Origin of the sequence: Pseudomonas sp. GR 6-02, assembly GCF_001655615.1 — a bacterium.
In the GTDB taxonomy this organism is placed as follows: Bacteria; Pseudomonadota; Gammaproteobacteria; order Pseudomonadales; family Pseudomonadaceae; genus Aquipseudomonas.
This window is the reverse complement of sequence record NZ_CP011567.1, coordinates 744367-762667: the sequence shown is the minus strand read 5'-3', so window position 1 is coordinate 762667 and position 18301 is coordinate 744367. Positions and strand designations below refer to the sequence as shown.

19 protein-coding genes are annotated in these 18301 nt (G+C 60.4%); 12 read left to right on the top strand and 7 right to left on the bottom strand.

From position 1 onward, the window contains the following. Positions 1–84 precede the first annotated feature (84 nt). Together PGR6_RS03275 and PGR6_RS03270 are read left to right on the top strand one after the other, a co-directional pair. Positions 85–735, top strand: a complete 651-nt coding sequence (locus tag PGR6_RS03275; RefSeq protein ID WP_018928367.1) for a TetR/AcrR family transcriptional regulator — start codon at positions 85–87, stop codon at positions 733–735. Positions 736–742: 7 nt separating this feature from the next. Continuing rightward, entirely contained in the window at positions 743–1324 is a 582-nt protein-coding gene (locus tag PGR6_RS03270; protein WP_018928368.1) for an IMPACT family protein, read from the top strand. 370 nt (positions 1325–1694) lie between these two features. On the opposite strand, the gene PGR6_RS29855 is transcribed toward PGR6_RS03270, so the two are convergent. After that, positions 1695–1871 carry a hypothetical protein gene (locus PGR6_RS29855; protein WP_156523279.1) on the bottom strand — a complete coding sequence of 59 codons (177 nt, stop codon included), beginning with the start codon at positions 1869–1871 and terminating at the stop codon, positions 1695–1697. 30 nt (positions 1872–1901) lie between these two features. Between PGR6_RS29855 and PGR6_RS03265 the strand changes: the two genes are divergently transcribed. The 3 genes from PGR6_RS03265 to PGR6_RS03255 are packed head-to-tail and all read left to right on the top strand — an operon-like array spanning position 1902 to position 5511. Continuing rightward, a complete protein-coding gene (locus tag PGR6_RS03265) occupies positions 1902–3467 on the top strand; it encodes an ABC transporter ATP-binding protein (protein ID WP_064616090.1) in 1566 nt (521 codons plus the stop codon). An 11-nt stretch (positions 3468–3478) separates the two neighbouring features. Further along, positions 3479–4585, top strand: coding sequence for an ABC transporter permease (locus PGR6_RS03260; protein WP_018928370.1), 1107 nt, complete (start codon positions 3479–3481; stop codon positions 4583–4585). Then, positions 4585–5511, top strand: a complete 927-nt coding sequence (locus PGR6_RS03255) for an ABC transporter permease (RefSeq protein ID WP_019582313.1) — start codon at positions 4585–4587, stop codon at positions 5509–5511. The genes PGR6_RS03260 and PGR6_RS03255 overlap by 1 nt, the downstream gene beginning before the upstream one ends. On the opposite strand, the gene PGR6_RS03250 is transcribed toward PGR6_RS03255, so the two are convergent. Beyond that, complete coding sequence (locus tag PGR6_RS03250) at positions 5508–5921, bottom strand: hypothetical protein (RefSeq protein WP_064616089.1); 414 nt, start codon at positions 5919–5921, stop codon at positions 5508–5510. The genes PGR6_RS03255 and PGR6_RS03250 overlap by 4 nt on opposite strands. A gap of 92 nt (positions 5922–6013) precedes the next feature. Here PGR6_RS03250 and PGR6_RS03245 point away from each other — a divergent pair, with 92 nt between their 5' ends. The 5 genes from PGR6_RS03245 (at position 6014) to PGR6_RS03225 (ending at position 11706) form a co-directional block, all read left to right on the top strand. Beyond that, positions 6014–6700 (top strand): SDR family oxidoreductase, encoded by a 687-nt coding sequence (locus PGR6_RS03245; protein ID WP_019582311.1) that lies wholly within the window; start codon positions 6014–6016, stop codon positions 6698–6700. 190 nt (positions 6701–6890) lie between these two features. Next, positions 6891–8249, top strand: coding sequence for an 8-oxoguanine deaminase (locus tag PGR6_RS03240; RefSeq protein ID WP_064616088.1), 1359 nt, complete (start codon positions 6891–6893; stop codon positions 8247–8249). Positions 8250–8486: 237 nt separating this feature from the next. Beyond that, a complete protein-coding gene (locus PGR6_RS03235; RefSeq protein ID WP_018928375.1) occupies positions 8487–9569 on the top strand; it encodes a BMP family ABC transporter substrate-binding protein in 1083 nt (360 codons plus the stop codon). Positions 9570–9705: 136 nt separating this feature from the next. Next, positions 9706–10671 (top strand): 2-oxoglutarate and iron-dependent oxygenase domain-containing protein, encoded by a 966-nt coding sequence (locus PGR6_RS03230; RefSeq protein WP_064616087.1) that lies wholly within the window; start codon positions 9706–9708, stop codon positions 10669–10671. A gap of 81 nt (positions 10672–10752) precedes the next feature. Beyond that, on the top strand, positions 10753–11706 hold the full coding sequence (locus tag PGR6_RS03225) for an adenosine deaminase (protein WP_018928377.1): 954 nt from the start codon (positions 10753–10755) through the stop codon (positions 11704–11706). Positions 11707–11761: 55 nt separating this feature from the next. Here PGR6_RS03225 and PGR6_RS03220 read toward each other — a convergent pair whose 3' ends face one another. The 3 genes from PGR6_RS03220 to PGR6_RS03210 all read right to left on the bottom strand — a co-directional run bounded on the left by PGR6_RS03220 (position 11762) and on the right by PGR6_RS03210 (position 15261). Next, positions 11762–13144: an MFS transporter gene (locus PGR6_RS03220; RefSeq protein ID WP_028940369.1), complete on the bottom strand. Its 1383-nt coding sequence runs from the start codon at positions 13142–13144 to the stop codon at positions 11762–11764. 136 nt (positions 13145–13280) lie between these two features. Next, positions 13281–14015 carry an ArsR/SmtB family transcription factor gene (locus PGR6_RS03215; RefSeq protein WP_064616086.1) on the bottom strand — a complete coding sequence of 245 codons (735 nt, stop codon included), beginning with the start codon at positions 14013–14015 and terminating at the stop codon, positions 13281–13283. A 316-nt stretch (positions 14016–14331) separates the two neighbouring features. Then, entirely contained in the window at positions 14332–15261 is a 930-nt protein-coding gene (locus tag PGR6_RS03210; protein WP_064621190.1) for a LysR family transcriptional regulator, read from the bottom strand. Positions 15262–15380: 119 nt separating this feature from the next. On the opposite strand from PGR6_RS03210, the gene PGR6_RS03205 reads away from it, so the two are divergent. Next, complete coding sequence (locus PGR6_RS03205) at positions 15381–16394, top strand: zinc-binding alcohol dehydrogenase family protein (RefSeq protein WP_018928381.1); 1014 nt, start codon at positions 15381–15383, stop codon at positions 16392–16394. A 163-nt stretch (positions 16395–16557) separates the two neighbouring features. Further along, positions 16558–16728 carry a hypothetical protein gene (locus PGR6_RS30100; RefSeq protein WP_018928382.1) on the top strand — a complete coding sequence of 57 codons (171 nt, stop codon included), beginning with the start codon at positions 16558–16560 and terminating at the stop codon, positions 16726–16728. 8 nt (positions 16729–16736) lie between these two features. On the opposite strand, the gene PGR6_RS03200 is transcribed toward PGR6_RS30100, so the two are convergent. Together PGR6_RS03200 and PGR6_RS03195 are read right to left on the bottom strand one after the other, a co-directional pair. Continuing rightward, on the bottom strand, positions 16737–17933 hold the full coding sequence (locus tag PGR6_RS03200) for a multidrug effflux MFS transporter (protein ID WP_019582302.1): 1197 nt from the start codon (positions 17931–17933) through the stop codon (positions 16737–16739). Positions 17934–18042: 109 nt separating this feature from the next. Continuing rightward, entirely contained in the window at positions 18043–18240 is a 198-nt protein-coding gene (locus tag PGR6_RS03195; RefSeq protein WP_018928384.1) for a heavy-metal-associated domain-containing protein, read from the bottom strand. Positions 18241–18301 lie beyond the last annotated feature (61 nt).

Below are 18301 nucleotides of genomic sequence, written 5' to 3'. Positions count from 1 at the left end.
TTTATCGCCATAGGACTTGTCTGAGGCCCGTGGGTGCGCTATCAACGCATCTGGTTGCACCCATCTACCTGTTCGGAAGTGCCTATGACCTTTGAAGTCCCAGCCCACGGCGGCAAACCCGCCGGCCGCATTCGTCAGAAGAACGAAGAGACCATCATCAAAGCCGCCGAAGACGAGTTCGCCCGTCACGGGTTCAAAGGCACCAGCATGAACACCATTGCGCAGAAAGCCGGGTTGCCCAAAGCGAATCTGCATTACTACTTCACCAACAAACTCGGTTTGTACGTGGCGGTGCTGAGTAACATCCTTGAATTGTGGGACAGCACCTTCAATACCCTGACCGTCGAGGACGATCCGGCAGAAGCATTGACGCGATACATTCGCGCAAAAATGGAATTCTCCCGGCGCCAGCCACAAGCTTCGCGGGTCTTCGCCATGGAGGTCATCAGCGGCGGTGATTGCCTGACCGAGCATTTCAACCAGGACTACCGCACCTGGTTTCAAGGTCGGGCCGCGGTGTTCCAGGCGTGGATCGACGCCGGCAAAATGGACCCGATCGACCCGGTGCACCTGATTTTCCTGCTGTGGGGCAGCACCCAGCATTACGCCGACTTTGCCACGCAGATCTGCCGTGTCACCGGGCGCACCAAGTTGACCAAGCAAGACATGGAAGACGCCGGCAGCAACCTGATTCGCATCATTCTCAAAGGCTGCGGCCTGACGCCGGCTATTTAAGACACCCATGCCTTTTACCCTCAGCGGTTTTTGCGAATACCGCGAAGAGATTCGCAAAAGCCGCTTCATCGCCCTCGCCGCGCCAATCACCAGCGCAGCCGATGCCCAGGCGTTCATCGAGCAACACAGTGATTTGAACGCCTCGCACAATTGCTGGGCCTGGAAGCTCGGCGATCAATACCGCAGCACTGACGATGGCGAACCCGGTGGCACCGCTGGCCGGCCGATCCTTGCGGCGATTGAAGCGCAGGATTGCGATCAGGTCGCGGTCGTAGTGATCCGCTGGTATGGCGGCATCCAGTTGGGCACCGGCGGCCTCGCCCGAGCGTACGGCGGCAGTGCCAACAAATGCCTGCAAGGGGCACCGAAAGTCGAGTTGATCAGTCGGGTGCCGGTCAGTTGTGCCTGTGCATTTGGCGAGTTGGCGTTGGTGAAGCTTCGGGTCGCGGAGCTGGGTGGTTTGGTGGTGGAGGAAACCTTCACGGCCAATGGTGTGGAACTGCAATTGGCGATTGGCGACGGGCAGATAAGTACGCTGCAAACGCAGCTGGCGGACTTAAGTCGCGGGCGTATTTTGTTGCAGCGTTAAGATCAAAAGATCGCAACCTTCGGCAGCTCTACGCGCCTGTGGCCGCTGCGATCTTTTGGGGCACCCCGATTTTCTTTGCTCTCGACACTTGCCCACATCTGCTGTGCACCCGGCTGTGGATAACCTGAGCACATTCTGCTGTAACCCTTCTGTCATGCGGCTTTGCGGGCTTTGCTCATTTTTCGTCCAACTCGCCATCCGCGACGTTTATTCCACGTAAAAACAATCAGTTAGAGTGGTTTATCGCCATTAGAAGAAAGCCCCTCGGTGCTTATGCCCACACGGTCGGCTTGCGCACAGATACTGTGGAACAAGCTGTGGATAACCCGTTCATGGCTGGCGCAGCCCCATGCCTGACAATGCCTGCAGCTTATTGCTCGTTTTTTGACCAATTGATCACGCGCAAAACCGGAGCCTGATCAAAAGGCTTGCCCTCAAGTGGTGCCTCTCCAGGAATTGGAATAGGTCGAGGCAGCGTCCGCAACGCCTGTGCCAGCAGGCTTTTGTCGATTTCCTGACTCAATGGCCAGGAAATTGCTTTATCCACAGGCATATCCTTTTGCGACCCGAGCCTGTCATGTCCAACCCTGCGCCTCCCCCCGATCAAACACCCCGCCTGCAATTGCGCAGAATCAGCAAACGTTACCCCGGTTGCCTGGCCAACGATGCCATCGACTTGAGCATTGCGCCCGGTGAAATCCACGCCCTGCTCGGCGAAAACGGTGCGGGCAAAAGTACCCTGATGAAGATCATCTACGGCGTCACACACGCCGACTCAGGGGAGATGATCTGGCAGGGCCAGCGCGTGACCATGCGCAATCCGGCCCAGGCCCGCAGCCTCGGGATCGGCATGGTGTTCCAGCATTTCTCGCTGTTCGAAACCCTGAGCGTGGCGCAGAACATCGCCTTGGCGATGGGCGCTGCGGCCGGTACGCCGAAGCAGCTTGAACCGAAAATCCGCGAGGTGTCCCAACGCTATGGCATGGCGCTGGAACCGGAGCGACTGGTCCACAGCTTGTCCATCGGCGAGCGTCAGCGGGTGGAAATCATTCGCTGCCTGATGCAGGACATCCGCCTGCTGATTCTCGATGAACCGACGTCGGTACTGACCCCGCAAGAGGCCGACGAATTGTTCATCACGTTGCGCCGACTGGCCGCCGAGGGCTGCAGCATTCTGTTCATCAGCCACAAGCTCGGCGAAGTGCGCGCGCTGTGCCACAGCGCCACGGTGTTGCGCGGCGGACGAGTGGCCGGGCATTGCGTGCCGGCCGAGTGTTCGGACCGGCAACTGGCGCAGTTGATGGTCGGTGAAGCCGCTGAGCTGATTACTGACTATCCGAAGGTCAGGGGGGCTGACGCGTTTCTGAACGTGACTGGATTGTCCTGGCACAACCCGGACCCGTTCGGCTGCTCGCTCAAGGACATTGATCTCGAGGTGCGCAGCGGTGAAATCGTCGGTATCGCCGGGGTGGCCGGCAATGGCCAGGATGAGTTGCTGGCCTTGCTCAGCGGTGAAGAACAGCTACCGAGGAATGACGGCGCTACGATCTGTTTCGCCGGGCAACCGGTGGCGCACCTGCGGCCGGATGCACGACGCAAACTCGGCCTGGCCTTCGTCCCCGCCGAGCGTCTGGGCCATGGCGCGGTACCGGAACTGAGCCTGGCGGATAACGCCCTGCTCACCGCATTTCAACAAGGGCTGGTCAGCAATGGATTGATCCAGCGCAGCAAAGTCGAGGCACTGGCCGAAGACATCATCCGCCGCTTCGGGGTCAAGACACCCGATGCCCAGGCAGCGGCTCGCAGCCTGTCTGGTGGCAACTTGCAGAAATTCATCCTCGGCCGGGAAATCCTTCAGCAACCCAGGTTGTTGGTGGCCGCGCACCCGACCTGGGGCGTGGACGTCGGCGCCGCCGCGACCATTCACCGGGCGCTGATCGCCTTGCGCGACGCTGGGGCGGCGATCCTGGTGATCTCCGAAGACCTCGACGAACTGTTCCAGATCAGCGATCGCCTCGGCGCCCTGTGCGGCGGCCGGCTGTCGGCACTGCAAGCCACCGTCGACACCCGCCTGATCGATGTCGGCGGCTGGATGGCCGGCCAGTTCGATGCACCCCAATCACCTGCACCCGTAACGTTTTAACGGAGTTTCACATGCTGCTTTCTCTCGAACCCCGTGGCCAGCAATCGCGCCTGATGTTGTGGTGCTCGCCGTTGCTGGCGGCTGTGTTGACCCTGGGCTGTGGCTCATTGTTGTTTATCGCGCTGGGCCACGACCCGTTGCTGACCTTGCACACCTTGCTGATTGCACCGATCAGCGACCTGTACGGGGTCTCTGAGTTGTTGGTCAAAGCATTGCCGATTCTGCTCTGTGCATTGGGCCTGGCAGTGGCGTATCAGGCACGGATCTGGAACATCGGCGCCGAAGGTCAGTTGCTGCTCGGCGCCTTGGCCGGCAGTGCATTGGCGGTGAACATCATCGACCTGCAAAGCCGTTGGGCGCTGGTGTTGATCCTGCTCACCGGCACCCTGGCCGGTGCCGCGTGGGCCGGGCTGACGGCATGGCTGCGTACACGCTTCAACGCCAATGAAATCCTCACCAGCATCATGCTCAATTACATCGCGTTGAACCTGCTGCTGTTCTGCGTTCACGGGCCGCTGAAGGACCCCGCCGGGTTCAACTTTCCGGAGTCGGCGATGTTTGGCGATGCCAGTCGTTTGCCGTTGTTGATGGAGGACGGTCGGGTCCATGCGGGCGTGTATTTCGCCTTGCTCGCGCTGGTTGCGGTGTGGGTGTTGTTGCAGAAGAGCTTTGTCGGTTTCCAGATCAAAGTGCTCGGGCTGGACAAGCGCGCGGCGGGATTTGTCGGCTTTCGCGAGAAGCGGCTGATCTGGCTGGCGCTGTTGATCAGCGGTGGCCTGGCGGGGCTGGCCGGGGTTTGCGAAGTCACCGGGCCCATCGGCCAACTGGTGCCGCAGGTTTCGCCGGGTTATGGCTATGCGGCGATCACCGTGGCGTTTCTCGGGCGGCTGAATCCCATCGGCATTCTGTTTTCCAGCCTGTTGATGGCGCTGCTGTACATCGGTGGCGAAAGCGCGCAGATGAGCATGAACCTGCCGCAAGCCATCACTCAATTGTTCCAGGGGATGATGTTGTTTTTCCTGCTGGCCAGTGACGTGCTGATTCTCTACCGACCACGTTTGAACCTGCGCTGGGTACGGCGCACCTCGACCACCGCCGTACAAGCAGGAGCCTTGTGATGGATATCGATCTGCTGAGCAATATTTTCTATGCCATGGTTCGCTGTGGCACACCGCTGCTGCTGGTGGCGTTGGGCGAGTTGATCTGCGAGAAGAGCGGCGTCCTCAATCTTGGGCAGGAAGGCATGATGCTGTTTGGGGCGGTGATCGGTTTTATCGTCGCCCTGAACAGCGGCAACCTCTGGCTCGGCGTGTTGCTGGCGATGTTCGCCGGGATGCTGTTGTCGTCGCTGTTCGCCCTGGTGGCGCTGGTGTTCAACGCCAACCAGGTGGCGACAGGGTTGGCATTGACGATCTTCGGCGTGGGCCTGTCAACCTTCGTTGGCGCTGCGTGGGTCGGCAAACCGCTGGCGGGTTTCGAGCCGCTGGCGATTCCTTATCTGAGTGAAATTCCGCTGATCGGGCGGATGCTGTTTGCCCAGGACCTGCTGGTGTATCTGTCGTTTGCCCTGTTTGCGCTGGTGGCCTGGGTGATTGTGAAAAGTCGCGTCGGGTTGATTATTCAGGCGGTCGGCGAAAGCCCGGACGCCGCCAGTGCAATGGGCTTGCCGGTGTTGCGCGTGCGTACGCTGGCGGTGCTGTTTGGCGGGGCGATGGCGGGATTGGCTGGGGCATATTTGTCCCTGGCCTATACGCCGATGTGGGCGGAGAACATGAGCGCCGGTCGCGGCTGGATTGCCCTGGCGCTGGTGGTGTTTGCCAGTTGGCGAGTGTGGCGGTTGCTGCTTGGAGCTTATCTGTTCGGTCTCGCCAGCATCCTGCATTTGGTGGCGCAGGGCTTGGGGCTGGCGATTGCGTCGAGTCTGCTGGCGATGCTGCCGTATGTCGCGACCATTGTGGTGTTGGTGCTGCTGTCCCGGGATGCCGTGCGCACACGATTGTATGCGCCGGTGTCGTTGGGGCAGCCGTGGCGGGCGGGGCATTAAGTGGTGGCCCGCGAAGGCGTACGAACAGGCAACGCTTGGGCCACACCCCACATCAGTTCAAAGAACAGGAAAATCACCAATAGCGAACTCGCCCCACGGGCCAGCGCATAAGCCTGCCAGGCCGAAAACAGAAACCTCCCCACCGCGTCATATCGCCCAAACATCTGCTGCGGATCGCGAATCCGCAGCACGGCCCATACGCACACAATCGAGCCCAACAGATTCGCCATCAACATGTGCACCGGCTCGAACGGCGGTAGCTCGCCGGGCAGATTGAAAGTCTGACTCAGGTTTAACAGCACGCCATGCAACGCCGCAAAACTCCACGGCGTGGCAAATGCCGCCGTGACGATCAGGTCGTACCACCCGCTGCCACGCACCAGTTGACGATATTGCGTTGAAGTCCACATTGGCATTGCTCCATACATTCAGGGAGCAACAAGGCTAAAGCCTGGAGTATGCTCCAGGGTCAAGCCCTCTCGAGACATCAAGGAAGCCATTCATGTCCACGGCAAAAACCGCACTCATCATCGGCGCCTCCCGGGGACTGGGCCTCGGTCTGGTGAAAACCCTGCTGGCCGACGGCTGGCAAGTCACCGCCACCGTGCGCAACCCACAGGGTGCCGAAGCCTTGCAGGCGTTGGGCAAGGTACGGATCGAAAAACTCGACATGGACGACCAGCAAGCGGTCATCGCCCTCAGCCAACAGCTCAAGGGCGAGGTGTTTGACCTGTTGTTCGTGAATGCCGGGGTCAAGGGGCCGGAGGTCCAGACGCCGGGTGGCGCGACCCTGGCCGAGGTCGGTCAACTGTTCTTCACCAACGCCGTGGCGCCGATCAACCTGGCCCAGCGTTTCGTCGCGCAGATTCGTGAAGGCAGTGGCGTGCTGGCGTTCATGAGTTCGGTGCTGGGCAGCGTGACCATGCCCGACGCGCCGGAGCTGGCGCTGTACAAGGCCAGCAAAGCGGCGCTGAACTCGATGACCAACAGCTTCGTCACGCAATTGGGCGAACAGAAACTCACCGTGCTGTCGCTGCACCCGGGCTGGGTGAAGACCGACATGGGTGGCGAAGGTGCCGACATCGATGTGGAAACCAGCACCCGCGGGTTGATCGACCAGGTGAATGCGTATGCCGGCAAGGGCGGGCATCATTTTGTGAACTACCGGGGTGAAACCATTCCCTGGTAACACTCCCCCCTGTGGGAACTGGCTTGCCCGGCTCCCACAGGCTTTTGCATCGTCTGGTCGCGTGAGGCTTGCCCGGAACACGGTTTTGTTCGAAACTCCGCACCTCGCCCCCCGCGGCGACCCTGGATCAGCAGACAGGGCAACACTGAGCTGGCAACCCTGAACCCCACTTTCAGAGGAGCCGGCCACTATGCCTGCGACCCGTACCTGGTTAAAAAATCCCCTCGCCATTTTCACGGCCAACGCGCTCGATGCCCGTGGCGGTCTGGTGCTGCAAGACGGTTTGATCGTCGAAGTGCTCGGCGTCGGCCAGCAACCGTCAGCACCCTGTGGACAAGTCTTTGATGCCCGCGAACATGTGATCTTGCCGGGGCTGATCAACACCCATCACCACTTCTATCAAACCCTGACCCGCGCCTGGGCGCCGGTGGTCAATCAGCCGTTGTTCCCGTGGTTGAAAACCCTCTATCCGGTCTGGGCCCGGCTCACGCCGGAAAAACTCGCCCTCGCCACCAAAGTCGCCTTGGCCGAGTTGCTGCTGTCTGGCTGCACCACTGCGGCCGATCACCATTACCTGTTTCCGGAAGGCCTGGAAAATGCGATCGATGTGCAGGTCGAGAGTGTCCGCGAACTGGGCATGCGCGCCATGCTCACTCGCGGTTCAATGAGCCTTGGTGAAAAAGACGGGGGGCTGCCGCCGCAGCAAACTGTTCAGGAAGGAGAAGTGATTCTCGCCGACAGCCAACGCTTGATTGCCGAGTACCACGAACGGGGTGACGGCGCGCAAATCCAGATCGCTTTGGCGCCCTGCTCGCCATTTTCAGTAACCCCGCAAATCATGTCTGCCAGCGCCGAACTGGCGAACACCCTCGACGTGCGCCTGCACACTCACCTGGCCGAAACCCTCGATGAAGAAGACTTCTGTCTGCAACGCTTCGGCCTGCGTACCGTGGATTATCTGGACAGCGTCGGCTGGCTCGGCCCACGCACCTGGCTGGCCCACGGCATTCATTTCAACCCCGACGAAATCGCCCGCCTCGGCGCGGCCGGCACCGGTATTTGCCATTGCCCGAGTTCGAACATGCGCCTGGCTTCAGGGATTTGCCCAACCATCGAGTTGATCGACGCTGGCGCGTTGCTGGGCCTGGGCGTGGACGGTTCGGCGTCCAACGATGCCTCGAACATGATGCTCGAAACCCGACAGGCGCTGTACATCCAGCGTCTGCGTTATGGCGCAGAGAAGATCACCCCGGAACGCGTATTGGGCTGGGCCACCAAGGGTTCGGCGCAGTTGCTTGGGCGCAGCGACATCGGCGAACTGGCGGTGGGCAAGCAAGCGGATCTGGCGCTGTTCAAACTGGATGAACTGCGCTTCTCCGGCAGCCATGATCCGGTGTCGGCGCTGCTGCTGTGTGGCGCGGACCGGGCGGACCGGGTGATGATCGGCGGCAAATGGCGGGTGATCGATGGGCAAGTCGTGGGGCTGGATCTGAAAGGGTTGATCGCCGATCACAGCCAGGCGGCTCGGCAGTTGATCGCCGGCACCTGACACACTCCCCCGCTCCCACAGCTTTGTGTGAGCTGTCCGCACCAGCGGATGGCATGAGTTGGAGCCTCTGCACCGGGTTGGCTCCGGTGATGTATTGAACATCAAAAGATCGCAGTCTTCGGCAGCGCCTACAGAGGCGTGAGGTATCGAAGGCTGCGATCTTTTTATTTTGTTGTCCTGTTGGTCAGCAATTTGCATTGACCCGGTACACCTCACAACAAAATGGAGTTCCAGTTCATGCACAAACGTCCGTTGAAGCAGCTGCTTTGCGCTGTCGCCGCAGCCATCGGTCTGAGCGCCAGCCTGACCGCCAGTGCTGCCGCCCCGCTGAAAGTCGGCTTCGTCTATATCGGCCCGATCGGTGATCACGGCTGGACGTATCAGCATGAACAGGGACGCAAGGCACTGGCGGAGAAGTTCGGTGACCAGATCACCACCAACTACGTGGAGAACGTCGCCGAAGGCGCCGATGCCGAGCGGGTGATCCGCAACATGGCCAAGGACCAGTACGACCTGATCTTCACCACGTCTTTCGGCTATATGAACCCGACCCTGAAAGTTGCCAAGCAATTTCCCAAGGTGACCTTCGAACACGCCACAGGCTACAAGCAGGACAAGAACCTCGGCACTTACCTGGCACGCACTTACGAGGGCCGCTACGTCGGCGGTTTCCTTGCGGCGAAGATGACCAAGACCAAGAAAATCGGCTACGTCGCTTCCTTCCCGATTCCAGAAGTGATCCGCGACATCAACGCCATCCAGCTGGCCCTGAACAAGTACAACCCGGGCACCGAGATCAAAGTGGTGTGGGTCAATTCCTGGTTCGATCCGGGCAAGGAAGCCGACGCCGCCAATGCGCTGATCGATCAGGGCGTGGACGTGGTGTTCCAGCACACCGACAGCCCGGCGCCGATCCAGGCAGCAGAACGGCGTGGCGTGTATGCCGTCGGCTATGCATCGGACATGGCGCACTTCGGGCCGAAAGCGGTGTTGACGTCTATCGTCAACGACTGGGGCCCGCACTACATTCAGGCGACCCAAAGTGTGCTCGACCATGCATGGAAATCCCAGGATTACTGGGGCGGTTTGCAGGAAGGCACGGTTGAGCTGCCAATCAGCGACCTGGTGCCGGCCGCAGTGAAAACCGAAGCCGAGCAGATCATTGCCGACATCAAGAGCGGCGCGTTGCATCCGTTCACCGGGCCGATCAAGGATCAGGCCGGCGTGGAGAAAATCCCGGCGGGCGTGAGCGCGACCAATGCACAACTGGCGTCGATGAACTACTACGTGGAAGGCATGAAGGCCGAGATGCCGAAGTAAATTTCCGTCAGTGGGACCGCCAAGATCGCAGCCTTCGGCAGCTCCTACAGGATTTCGCATTCCCCTGTAGGAGCTGTCGAGCGAAGCGAGGCTGCGATCTTTTGGCCCCAGCATAAAACCTCGCCTGGAACACTTCATGAACCAACTCCCGATCATCGACATCGCCCCGCTCTACAGCGATGACGCTCAAGCCTGGCAATCGGTCGCCACAGGCATCGACCGCGCCTGCCGCGAATGGGGCTTTTTCTATATCAAGGGCCACCCGATCGCTTCGTCGCGCATCGAGGCTGTGCTCGACCATGCCCAACGCTTCTTCGCCCTGCCCGCCGCCGAAAAACTCAAGATCGACATCACCCGGACCCGCCACCACCGCGGCTATGGCGCCATCGCCACCGAACAACTCGACCCGAGCAAACCCAGCGACCTGAAAGAAACCTTCGACATGGGCCTGCATCTGCCGGCCGATCATCCCGATGTGCTGGCGGAAAAACCCTTGCGCGGACCCAACCGTCATCCGTCGATGCCCGGTTGGGAAGCGCTGATGGAGCAACACTACGTCGACATGCAAGCACTCGCGCAAACCCTGCTGCGAGCCATGACCCTGGCATTGGGTATCGAGCGTGACTTCTTCGATAGCCGTTTCAAAGAGCCGGTCAGCGTGCTGCGGATGATCCATTACCCGCCGCGCCACACTGCCAGCTCCATCGATCAGCAAGGTGCCGGCGCTCACACCGATTACGGTTGCATCACCCTGCTCTACCAGGACGCCGCTGGCGGTTTGCAAGTGCGCAACGTAAAAGGCGAATGGATCGATGCACCGCCGATCGAAGGCACGTTCGTGGTCAACCTCGGCGACATGATGGCGCGCTGGAGCAACGACCGTTACCTGTCGACGCCACATCGGGTGATCAGCCCGCGGGGAGTGAATCGGTACTCGATGCCGTTCTTTGCCGAGCCACACCCCGACACCCCCATCGAATGCCTGCCCGGTTGCCAGGACGAACAGCATCCGGCGAAGTATCCGGCCACCACTTGCGCCGAATTCTTGCTCTCGCGCTTTGCCGACACCTACGCTTATCGACGGGAACAGGAAGCCGTGTAATGAACCGGCTGGTCAGGTTTTACTCATTGTTTCGGCGGGCATCTGTAGAATGCCCCCATTGCACTTGATGAGATTTCAAAAATGTACGACTGGCTGAACGCTCTGCCCAAGGCAGAATTGCACTTGCACCTGGAAGGTTCGCTGGAGCCTGAGCTGCTGTTCGCCCTGGCCGAACGCAACAAGATCGCCCTGCCGTGGAACGACGTCGACACCCTGCGCAAGGCCTACGCCTTCAACAACCTGCAAGAGTTTCTCGACCTGTATTACCAGGGCGCCGATGTGCTGCGCACCTCCCAGGATTTCTACGACCTGACCTGGGCCTACCTGTTGCGCTGCAAGGAACAGAACGTGATTCACACCGAACCGTTCTTCGACCCGCAAACCCACACCGACCGTGGCATCCCGTTCGAAGTGGTGCTCAACGGCATCGCCGCCGCATTGAAAGATGGCGAGCAGCAACTGGGGATCACCAGCGGTTTGATCCTCAGCTTCCTGCGCCACTTGAGCGAAGACGAAGCGCAGAAAACCCTCGACCAGGCGCTGCCGTTCCGTGATGCATTCGTGGCCGTGGGCCTTGACAGCTCTGAAATGGGCCACCCGCCGAGCAAGTTCCAGCGCGTATTTGACCGTGCCCGCCACGAAGGCTTCCTGACCGTGGCCCACGCCGGTGAAGAAGGCCCGCCCGAGTACATCTGGGAAGCCCTCGACCTGCTGAAAATCCAACGCATCGACCACGGCGTGCGCGCCATCGAAGACGAGCGCTTGATGCAGCGGATCATCGATGAGCAGATCCCGCTGACGGTGTGCCCGTTGTCGAACACCAAGCTTTGCGTGTTCGATCACATGTCCCAGCACAACATCCTCGACATGCTCGAACGCGGCGTGAAGGTCACGGTGAACTCCGATGACCCGGCGTACTTCGGTGGCTATGTCACCGAGAACTTCCACGCGCTGTACACCGATCTGGGCATGACCCAGGATCAGGCCAAGCGTCTGGCGCAGAACAGCCTGGATGCGCGGTTGGTGAAACCTTAAAGGTCACCCGATAAACCTGTAGGAGCGGGCCAGCCCGCTCCTACAGGTTCGGTGATTAATTGATGATCACCGGCTCGCTCAATTCTTCCAATGTCTTGCCCCGGGTTTCCATCCCGAAGATCCACACCACTGCCGCTGCAATCGCAAAGCACATCGCCCCCAACGCAAACACCCCGCCCTGCCCCGTCATCGGGAACACCAGCCCGGTCACCATTGGCCCGAGCAGCGAACCCACGCGGCCGATGGCCGAAGCGAACCCCGAGCCCGTGGCCCGTGCCGACGTCGGGTACAACTCCGGGGTGTAGGTGTAGAGCACCGCCCACATGCCGAACAGGAAGAACTGCATCAGCAGCCCCGATGTGATCAACAGGCTGACGTTGCCGCCGAACACCGCGCTCTGACCATAAAGAAACGCCATCACCCCGCCGCCGAGCAAGGTCACGACGCACACCGGTTTGCGCCCCCAACGCTCCACCAGCCAGGCAGCCATGAGGAACCCGGGAATCCCGCCGAGGGAAATCAGCACCGTGTAATACACCGACTGGGTCACGGCGAAACCCGACTGTTGCAGCAGCGCACTGAGCCAGGACGTCAAGCCATAGAAACCCAGCAAGGCGAAGAACCACACGCTCCAGATCATCATCGTGCGCCGGCGATATTGCACCGACCAGATTTCCCGCAGCGCGGAGAAGAAGTTGCCCGGTTGACTCGCCACCCGTGGCAGGCGAATCGGCTCAGGCAGATCCGAACGACCCAATGAAGCCCGAACCCGTTCTTCAATGCGGTGTAAAACCGTGTCCGCTGCATCATGATGCCCGGCCTGTTCCAGCCATCGCGGTGACTCGGGTATGAAAAAACGAATCGCCAGGACGAACACCGCCGGCACCGCCAACACCAGAAAGATGTCGCGCCAGCCAATCACCGGCAACAGGAAGTACGACAGCACCCCGGCCGCGACGAAACCGAGCGGCCAAAAGCCGTCCATCAATGCGATGTAACGCCCACGACGCTTGGCCGGAATCAGCTCCGACAGCATCGACTGCGCAATTGGAAACTCCATGCCCATGCCGATCCCCAAGAGGATTCGGAACAGCGTCAGCATTTCGACATTCTGCGCCGTGGAACACAGGTAGCTGGCGATGCCCCACAACACAATGCTCCACTGAAACACCGGTTTGCGCCCGAAGCGGTCGGCCAGCATGCCGGACAGCGAGGCACCCACCACCATGCCGAAGAAACTCGAACTGGCCAGCAACCCGGCCTGCGCCGTGCTCAGGCCGAACTCGGTTTTGATCGAGCCGAGCAGGAAGGTCATCATCGCCAGGTCCATGGAGTCGAAGAAAAACGCCAAGGCAATGATGATGAAAATGATGCGGTGATAACCACTGATGGGCAGCCGTTCCAGTCGTTCTGCCGCGCTGAAGCTTCGTGTTTCCATGCCACCGTCCCCCAATCCGAAAGTCCCCGGATCGAGTGTGCGCGATAGTGACTGGGGGTTATTGCTGGATACGACCTGCCCACAGCTCTGAACGACGCCTGAAGCCCAGAATCCCGAACATCGCCCCCCAATGGCTCTAAAGCGCCATTTCCAGCTCGGTTTCCTTGGCGAAATGATGGATTTCACGTTGCCCCGTGGCCGTGATTTGCAAGGCTCGCGAATCGCTGGGCAGGCTCAACCAGCCGGACTGCATGAACAGTTGCAACAAGGCCGCCCCCAAGGAACCACCCATGTGCGGGCGTCTTTCGCTCCAGTCCGGGCACGCGCAGGCGACTCTGCCGTTGCGGTGGGCCAGCGCCTGGATGAACACACCGCGTGCTGCCAATTGCGTGGAACCCTTGTGAGTGATCATGACCCGCTGATCGAGCTGCTCGATCCAGCCGGCATCCAGCAGTCGCTGGTAAAGATCCGCGGCCAGGGTGCCTCCCAGATGGTCGTCACAAAGCCTGGCCCGTAGCAGTGACGAAGGCGCCGCCTGAGGTTTGGCGATAGGGCTCGTGCGTTTGAACACCTCTGGAATATCCCGAGGCGCGCTGGCCAGGGTAGCACTGGCCAGGGCTTCTATCGCGGCGCCGACTTCGGGCGCGGCAAGCCGGAAAAACCGTTTGCGCCCACGGGTTTCGACTTTCAACAGACCGCCGGTGGACAAGCGCCCCAGATGCGCACTGGCCGAAGACGGCGACAGGCCCGCCAGCAACGCCAGCTCCTCAGTGTGCCGTGCCGTGCCGTCCATCAAGGCCCACATCATTGCGCTGCGCTTTGGGTCAGCCAGCAACGTGGCAATCTGGCTGATGCAAGGTGCATGTTCCATGTATTCACTCCCTGTTGAATCGTTTCGTCTACTGCTCAGAGACATCTTGACCAGTAATGTGTCCTCGGCCAAGACGCGAAAACCGCCATAAGCCGGGCAAAGCCACCCGCTCACCCAGGCCATTGCTTCGCGGGTGCAGCGAAGGTCCGGTGATGACCGTAGGGTCTGACCGACTCGAACGTGGACTCGCCATTGCGAGATCGACGGCGCGTACATGAGGCGGGCGCTAGTATAAGCGGGTTAACCGCCGGTTCCTGCCCTCGGGAATCCATTGGTGGTGATAGTTCCTGACAGAAATTTCGCTATTTGCCTGCGACTAATGATCGACACCCGATATCGTCGGAAATTGAATGCTTATCCGAGCGCATCGGCTGGCAAGCATTTCCCGCAAAAGGTTCACCGGCTTACTCAATTGTGCGCGATGGGCGCACAGTAAATTCAGCGGTGCGCGCTCACAGAGCAATTCAGGCATCAGCACTTTCAAGCGACCGGCGAGCACATCGGTGGCGACATCGAGCCAGGACTTATACGCAATCCCCGCTCCCGCCACGGCCCACAGCCGCACCACATCGGCATCGTCACTGAAGCGATCGCCGCTGACGGTCAGGCTCACCTCACGTTTTCCGTCGTGAAAACTCCAGTGATCGTGGACCCGGCTACCGAGCATAAACAGCAGGCAATTGTGCTGCGCCAATTGCTCCAGCTGCCGTGGTTCGCCATGTCGGGCCAGATAACTCGGCGCAGCACACAGCACGCGGCGGTTCTGCGGTGCGATGGGTAAGGCCACCAGGCTCGAGTCTTCCGGCTCGCCGTAACGCAAGGCGATGTCCACCGGTTGGCGGAACAGGTCGGCGATGCGGTCGCCCAGCAGCAACCGTACGGTGAGTTTCGGATGCTCGCGCTGAAACTCGTCGAGCCATGGCAGCAGCAGGTTGCGCCCGAAATCCGAAGGCGCCGACAGCTGCAAAATCCCACTGACCTGATCCTGCCCACTGGCCAGCAAACGGCGGCCCTCATCGAGATTGCTCAAGGCGGCCCGGGCGTACTCCAGAAAGCCCTCGCCTTCGGCCGTCAGGCGCAGGCTACGGGTAGAGCGGGTGAGCAAGCGTGCGCCAAGTTGTTGTTCGATGCGCTTCAACGCCGCGCTGGCCACCGCCGCCGACATATCCATCCCCCGTGCCGCCGCCGACAGACTGCCCAGGTCCGCCGCCCGAACGAACAACTGCAAGTCATCGAAACGCAACATCTTCAGCCCCAATTATCAAAAAAATGTTGAAAGAGACTGCTCTTTTAGCGGGTTTTATCTTGCAGAGAAATAACCAATCATCTGTGCCATCGAAATCATCTCTCTCCCAGGATCCCACTATGAAAGCCATTGCCTACTTCGCCTCCCTGCCGATCAGCGACGAAAAATCCCTGCAAGATATCGAACTGCCAGAACCGGTCGCCGGCCCGCGCGACCTGTTGGTGGAGGTCAAAGCCATTTCGGTCAACCCGGTGGACACCAAGATTCGCCAGAACGTACAGCCTGAAGGTGGCGCGGCCAAAGTGCTGGGCTGGGACGTGGCGGGAGTGGTCAAGGCTGTTGGCAGCGAAGTGACCTTGTTCAAGGCCGGCGACAAGGTGTTCTACGCCGGCTCCATCGTCCGTGCCGGCGGCAACAGCGAGCTTCATGTGGTGGATGAGCGCATCGTCGGCCATATGCCCAAGACCCTTGGTTTCGCCGAAGCCGCCGCCCTGCCGCTGACCGCCATCACCGCGTGGGAACTGTTGTTCGAACGCCTGCAAATACGCGAAGGCAAAACCGATGAGGGTCAGAGCCTGCTGATCGTCGGTGCCGCCGGGGGCGTTGGTTCAATCCTCACGCAATTGGCCAGCCAGCTCACCGGGTTGAAAGTCATCGGCACCGCGTCCCGTGCCCAAACCCAGAGTTGGGTGCGTGACATGGGCGCCGATCAGGTGATCGATCACAGTCAGCCGCTGAGTGAAGCACTCAAACGTGCAGGGTTCGAGCATGTGACCCACGTTGCCAGCCTGACCCAGACTGACCAACACCTGGATCAATTGGTGGAGGCATTGGCGCCGCAAGGCAAACTGGCGCTGATCGATGATCCGAAGGCGCTGGACGTAACCAAGCTCAAACGCAAGAGCCTGTCTCTGCACTGGGAGTTCATGTACACCCGCTCGCTGTTCGAAACCGCCGACATGATCGAGCAACACAAACTGCTCAACCGCGTCGCCGGGCTGATCGATGCCGGCACACTGAAAACCACGGTCGGTGAGCACTTCGGAACCATCAACGCCGCCAACCTGCGTCGCGCCCATGAACGGCTGGAAAGCGGCAAGTCCAAGGGCAAGATTGTGCTTGAAGGGTTCTGACCCGAAGATCAAAAGATCGCTGCGCCAGCGATCTTTTGCCGTCAGTCAGAGAGTTGATCGTTGTCACAATTGCGATCGTATTCAGGTCTACAATCGAAAACTCTGCGAACAATCTTTTACGTGATGTCTTTTGCGAGACGTCTTTCACAAGAGGAACTCAGCAATGAAGATCCTGATAAAAGAATTGGCAACATCCCGCTGGCAGGTTCGCCTGGATCAACACGCTGTGACGTTCCGTAGTGAAGCCGAAGCCCTGGCCTTCACTAAAACCCTTGAAGCGCGCTTGCTCGCGCCCCATCAGATTCCCGGCCGTCAGCAGCGCACTGCTGGCTGAGTCCGTCCTCAGGCCTGGGCTTGTTCCAACGCCCGGGCATTCTGCAAACGCCGGGTGAGCATCGCCACGCTCACCACCACAATTGCGCACAGGCTGATGACCATGGCCATCGGCATGGCACTGCCATCGTGCAAAACACCCACCAGCGCCGCGGCCCCGGCGGCGACGCTGAATTGCAGGCAACCGAGCATCGCCGAGGCACTGCCCGCCCGTGCGCCCTGGCCGCTCATCGCGCAGGCCGAGGCATTGGGCACGATACAACCCAGGCTGGCGATGCAGACAAAAAGTGGAATCAGCAACGGCCACAAGTGCGCAGGGTGCAGCGAGCTGACCGCCAACAGAGCCAGGCCGCCCGCCAGGTAAAGCCAGACAGTGCGCGCCAGCAAGAAGGCCGGACCGCGTCTCGCCAGCAACCGGGCATTGACCTGGGCCACCAGGATGAACCCCGCCGCGTTGATCCCGAACAGCCAGCCGAAATGCTCGGCCGGCACACCATAGAGTTTGATGAAGACGAACGGCGAGCCCGCGATGTAGGCAAACATCCCGGCGATGGCGACACCACCGGTCAGGGCATGACCGAGGAATATCGGGTCCGCCAGCAACCGACCGTACTGGCGTAGCGCGCCCGACAACGGTTGGCGCGGCACATGGGCCGGTAGACTTTCCGGTAGCCCGAGAGCCACCGCCAACCCGGCCAGCGCACTGAAACCGGTCAGCACGAGAAAGATCGACTGCCAACCCGTCGTGTTGACCAACAACCCGCCCAGCATCGGCGCAAGAATCGGCGCCAGGCCCATCACCAGCATCAACTGCGAAAAGACCTTCGCCGACCCCACCGCATCGCATTTATCGCTGACCACTGCCCGGGCGATCACCATGCCCGCGCAACCACCCAGCGCCTGGACAAAGCGGGCACCGATCAGCCACTCAAGACTCGGCGCGTAAGCACAGGCCAATGAGGCCACAGTGAATAAACCGACACCGGTCAGCAAGGGAAGCCGTCGCCCAAAGCGATCCGCCACCGGGCCGTACGCCAGTTGGCCGATGGACAGCCCCAGGAAATAGGCCGCCAGGGTCAGTTGAACGTGTTTTTCGTCGGTACCGAAAGCGAGCGCCATCGCCGGGAAGGCCGGCAGGTAGAAATCGATCGCCAGCGGGCCGAAAGCGCTCAAGGCGCCGAGAATCAGGATTGTGCGCAGGTTCATCAGGCGTCCAGGTTAGGCAGACAGGTTAGCCATGGATCGGCAGGCTGACAGTCTAGCCGGGCGTGGACGCCTTGAACATTCCGATAGGTCGCTAACTATTAAAAATAGCTCAGGCCTGTTTTACCCCGTAACCCTCTTCAGTGATGGCGGCGATTACCTGATCGGCTGTCAGCACACTTTCTACGCCGACTTCTTTTGCCGCCAGATCGATGCGTACGCTGGCTGCCGGATCCTTGGCTTGCAGCGCCTCAGTGATAGCCTTGACGCAGTGACCGCAGGACATGCCTTCAACGTTGAACACTTGCATGGGACGTCTCCTTTAATGAAGCCCTTACATGAGGGTTGCGCGCAGTCTCGAGCTTGCCACC